Here is a 3,882-nt window from a genome sequence, read left to right as displayed (position 1 = left end):
GGCGCGCCGGCCCCGCACCGCGGTGCACCTGCTCGCCGACCGGGCCCGGCAGCACCTGCGGACCACCGTGGCGGGGAGCCCGCGGCTGCGGTGGTGGCTCGGGGTCTGACCCGGCCGGTCCCTGGCGTGGTGAGATGAGCACGTGACCCTCTCCGTCCTCCTGCGCGAGGCCACCCGCGAGCAGCACGAGCGCGCCGAGAGCATGCCCTTCGTCGGGGACCTCGTCGGTGGGCGGCTCGATGTCGCCGCCTACGCCGACCTCCAGGCACAGCTCCACCGGGTCTACACCGCCCTCGAGGATGCCGGCCGCCGGGTCGGGGCGACCGCCGTCGGGCAGGGCATGGTCGTGGACAGCCTGCTGCGTGTGCCGGCCCTCGAGGCCGACCTCGCCCACCTGCTCGGCCCCCGCTGGCGTCACCAGGTCCGGCTGCTCCCGGCGACCGAACGGTACGCCGCCCGCCTCGATGCCCTGACCCGGGACGACGTCGGGCTCTTCGCGGCTCATGCGTACACGCGGTACCTGGGTGACCTCTCGGGCGGGCAGTCGATCCGCGTCGCCGTCGGGCGCGAGTACGCGGTGGGGGAGGAGGGGCTGGGGTTCTACCGCTTCCGGGACATCCCCAAGCCCAAGCTCTTCAAGGACGAGTACCGGGGCCGCCTCGACGCGCTGCCCCTCGACGGGGCGGCCACCGAGGTGGTGCTGGCTGAGGCGCGACTCGCCTTCGACCTCAACACCGACCTGTTCGCCGACCTCGGCGGCGTGCACCGGCCCGCGCTCAGTCCCGCCGCAGCACCACGACCGTGACGTCGTCGTCCCCCTGCGGGGCGCTCGCGAGCAGCGCGTCGCACAGCTCCTCCGGGTCGCGCTCGACCCCCTGAGCCCGGGTGAGCAGCCCGTCGAGGCTGGCCAGCACCCGGGTGCCGCGCTCCTCGACCAGGCCGTCGGTGAACAGGGCCAGGCACTCCCCGCGCCCGAGCTGCAGCTCGGCCTCCTGGAACGCCGCGTCACCGAGGACCTCGACCCCCATCACCGGACCCCGGGTGCCCTGCACGAAGGCTTCGGCATCAGCGGTCAGGTGCAGCACGGGCATGTGGCCCGCACGGCTGACGCGCACCCGGCCGGTGCTGGGCTCGAGCTCGACCGCGATGACGGTCGCCAGCTCACCGGGGAGCAGGGTCGCCACGAGCGCCCCCGCACGGCGCAGGGCCTTGGCGGCGCTGCCCTCGTCGATCAGGTAGGCGCGCAGGGCGTGCCGGATCTGGGCCGTGATCGCCGCGACCGCGATGCCGTGACCGGCCACGTCACCCACCATGAAGACCACGCGGCCGTCGGGCAGGGCCGTCACGTCGTACCAGTCGCCGCCCAGGGCGTCGTGATTCGAGGGCAGGAACCGCTGGGCGAGGGTGTAGCCCTCGGGGGTCGGCGGGCGTTCGGTGAGGACGATCCGGCGCAGGGCCGAGGCCACGCGCTCCTCCTCGGCCTTGCGGCGCATCAGCAGGTCACCGAGGTCCAGGGCCAGCTGCTCGACGGCGGCCACCTGGGAGGCGGTCCACGGCTCGGAGGTGCCGCGCACCTGCTCGACCCAGGCCGCGAAGGAGTGCCGGGGCGTCAGCCGCACACCGTCCGGGGTGGCCTCGGTGCCCTTGGCCTCGGGGTCGCCGGCCCAGTGCACCTCGCGCAGCACCTCCGGGCGGAACCACATCAGTGCGTCCCGGCTCGCCCCGGCAGCCACACGCACGGCGAGGACACCGGCGGCGGTGCCGGCGAGCTGGGCGGGCAGGTCGCTGCCAGGCAGGTCGTGCCCCAGGCGGTGGGTGGCGACGGTGCCCCCGCCCTCGGCCCAGAGCTGCTCGGCGAGGGCCGTGACCTGCTTGGCGTCGGGGGTCTCGCCGAGCAGCCGCAGCTGGCCGTCGAGCCGCACCGCAGCCCCGGTCGCGCCCTCCACCAGGTCGAGCACACGGTCCTCGGCGGTCAGCGCGAGCAGGGGGGTGCGGGCCTGGGCGGTGAGCTCACGCTGCAGCTCGGCGGCCGTGGCCGCGATGGTCAGGCTGTCGACGTACCTGGCCTCGTCCTCCTTGCCCTGGAGCAGCAACGAGGCGGTGCGCCCCAGGAACTCGGCCGAGGACCGGGCCGCGACGCCCGGGTAGTGCGGTCCGTCCACCTGGTGGCAGGCGACCAGGCCCCACAGCCGCCCGTGCACGATGAGGGACACGGACATGGACGCGCGCACCCCCATGTTCGCGAGGTACTCCAGGTGGACCGGCGAGACGCTGCGCAGCGTCGAGCCGGACAGGTCCAGCGGGCGGCCCGTGGTGGGGGCGTCGGTGGGCAGCAGCGGGCTCGGGGAGTACGTCGCGTCGGGGATCGAGCGCAGCCACTGGTGGGTGTACAGCTCGCGGGCCTGGGCGGGGATGTCCGAGGCGGGGAAGTGCAGACCCAGGTAGGGGTCGAGGTCCTCCCGGGCCTCCTCGGCGACCACCTCACCGTTCCAGTCGGCGTCGAAGCGGTAGACCATCACCCGGTCGAAGCCCGTGACCGCGCGCACCTCCCGGGCCACGATCTCGGCGAGCTCGGCCTGGTCGCGAGCTCCCTGCAAGGACCGTAGGGCGACGCGGGCCCGGCGCGGCCGGTCTGCCTGGGTGTCCCGCACCAGCTCGAGCTCGAGCACCAGCAGCTCGTCAGCCAGGTGCACCAGCACGTCGTAGGTCTGGGTCCGCCCCTCGGGCACGGCGAGGGTCACGCGGCGCGGCTCGAGGGCGTCGTCGCTCAACGGCAGGGCAGGAACCGTCTCCGGCCCGACGACGTCGCGCACGTCCCGCCCGAGCAGCTCCTCGGCCGTGGTGCCCAGGTGCTCCGCGACGTTCGCCGAGGCCACGCGGATGGCCAGGGTCGAGGGGTCGACGGCCAGGAGCACGCCGTGGGGCTGGATCGAGCCCGGGATGCGGATCGGCTCGTCGGCGCAGTCGATCGTGGGCAGGGCGCCGGCGGCGCTGGTGTCGGTCGAGCTCATGCGTCCTCGTCATCCGTCCGTCAGGTCAGGACGCCGCACGACGACGGGGCCCACGCCGCGATCCTCCCCCGCGCCGGGCCCGCTCTCCACCGGAACGGCAGCTCAGCCGGTCCCCGCGCTCGGTGCGCGACCCCCACCCTGCGCGAGGCCCTGGGCCAGGGTGCTGATCAGCGCGGCGGCGTCCTCGGCGGTCAGGCGGACGGTGCCCACGCAGCGACCGAAGCGCCACGTGCTCAGCACGACCACGTCGCCGTCGTCGTGCCAGGTGACCTGCAGGGCTCGGTGCTGCCCGCGGACGTCCGGCAAGGACGCCGCCCCGGGTGCTGGCAGTGCGATGACGTCTCCCATGGCACACCTCCTGGTCCGTCCACTGTGCGCCCGCTCCGGCGGGGTGTCCAGGGTGGGCGTGCTCAGGCCATCAGCCAGAGCAGCCCGATGCCGGCGGCTGCAGCGGCGAGGCTCGCCAGCAGGGAGACCAGGAGGTTCGCGACGGCCCGGCGACGTTCACCCGTCTGGAGCAACCGCACGGTCTCGACCATCGCGGTCGAGAAGGTCGTGTACCCGCCGCAGAAGCCGACCGCGAGCACCAGGTAGACCGTGGGGTCGAGGTCGTGGAACAGCAGCCCTCCGGTGAGCAGGCCGATCAGGGCCGAGCCGCTCACGTTGATCGCGACCGTGGCGAGGGGGAAGGCACCGCGCTGGCGGGTCGAGACGATCACGCCCAGGACGAACCGCGTGGCCGCACCGACGCCGCCGGCGAGGGCCACGAGCAGGAGGGTCACCGGACCACCTCCGGACGGGGCCGCGCGGCCCGAGCGGCCAGGGTGACGCCCGCGAAGCAGGCCGCGAGGCCGAGGGTCAGCGAGGCGGC

The 3,882-nt window shown here is 74.7% G+C and carries 4 protein-coding genes; 1 reads left to right on the top strand and 3 read right to left on the bottom strand.

The features are described 5' to 3' along the window. Nucleotides 1-142: 142 nt before the first annotated feature. On the top strand, nt 143-805 hold the full coding sequence (locus L0B03_RS14940) for a biliverdin-producing heme oxygenase (RefSeq protein WP_250447202.1): 663 nt from the start codon (nt 143-145) through the stop codon (nt 803-805). Here L0B03_RS14940 and L0B03_RS14935 read toward each other — a convergent pair. The 3 genes from L0B03_RS14935 to crcB form a co-directional block, all read right to left on the bottom strand. Continuing rightward, on the bottom strand, nt 777-3,011 hold the full coding sequence (locus L0B03_RS14935; RefSeq protein WP_250447199.1) for a SpoIIE family protein phosphatase: 2,235 nt from the start codon (nt 3,009-3,011) through the stop codon (nt 777-779). The two genes, L0B03_RS14940 and L0B03_RS14935, sit on opposite strands and share 29 nt — an antisense overlap. 102 nt (nt 3,012-3,113) lie before the next feature. Then, nucleotides 3,114-3,359, bottom strand: coding sequence for a hypothetical protein (locus L0B03_RS14930; protein ID WP_250447196.1), 246 nt, complete (start codon nt 3,357-3,359; stop codon nt 3,114-3,116). Between the two features lie 62 nt (nt 3,360-3,421). Next, nucleotides 3,422-3,793, bottom strand: a complete 372-nt coding sequence (gene crcB / locus L0B03_RS14925; protein ID WP_250447194.1) for a fluoride efflux transporter CrcB — start codon at nt 3,791-3,793, stop codon at nt 3,422-3,424. Between the last annotated feature and the right edge of the window lie 89 nt (nt 3,794-3,882).

Source organism: Actinotalea sp. C106 (assembly GCF_023630195.1).
Taxonomy (GTDB): domain Bacteria; phylum Actinomycetota; class Actinomycetes; order Actinomycetales; family Cellulomonadaceae; genus Actinotalea.
This window is presented reverse-complemented; position numbering and strand designations above follow the sequence as displayed.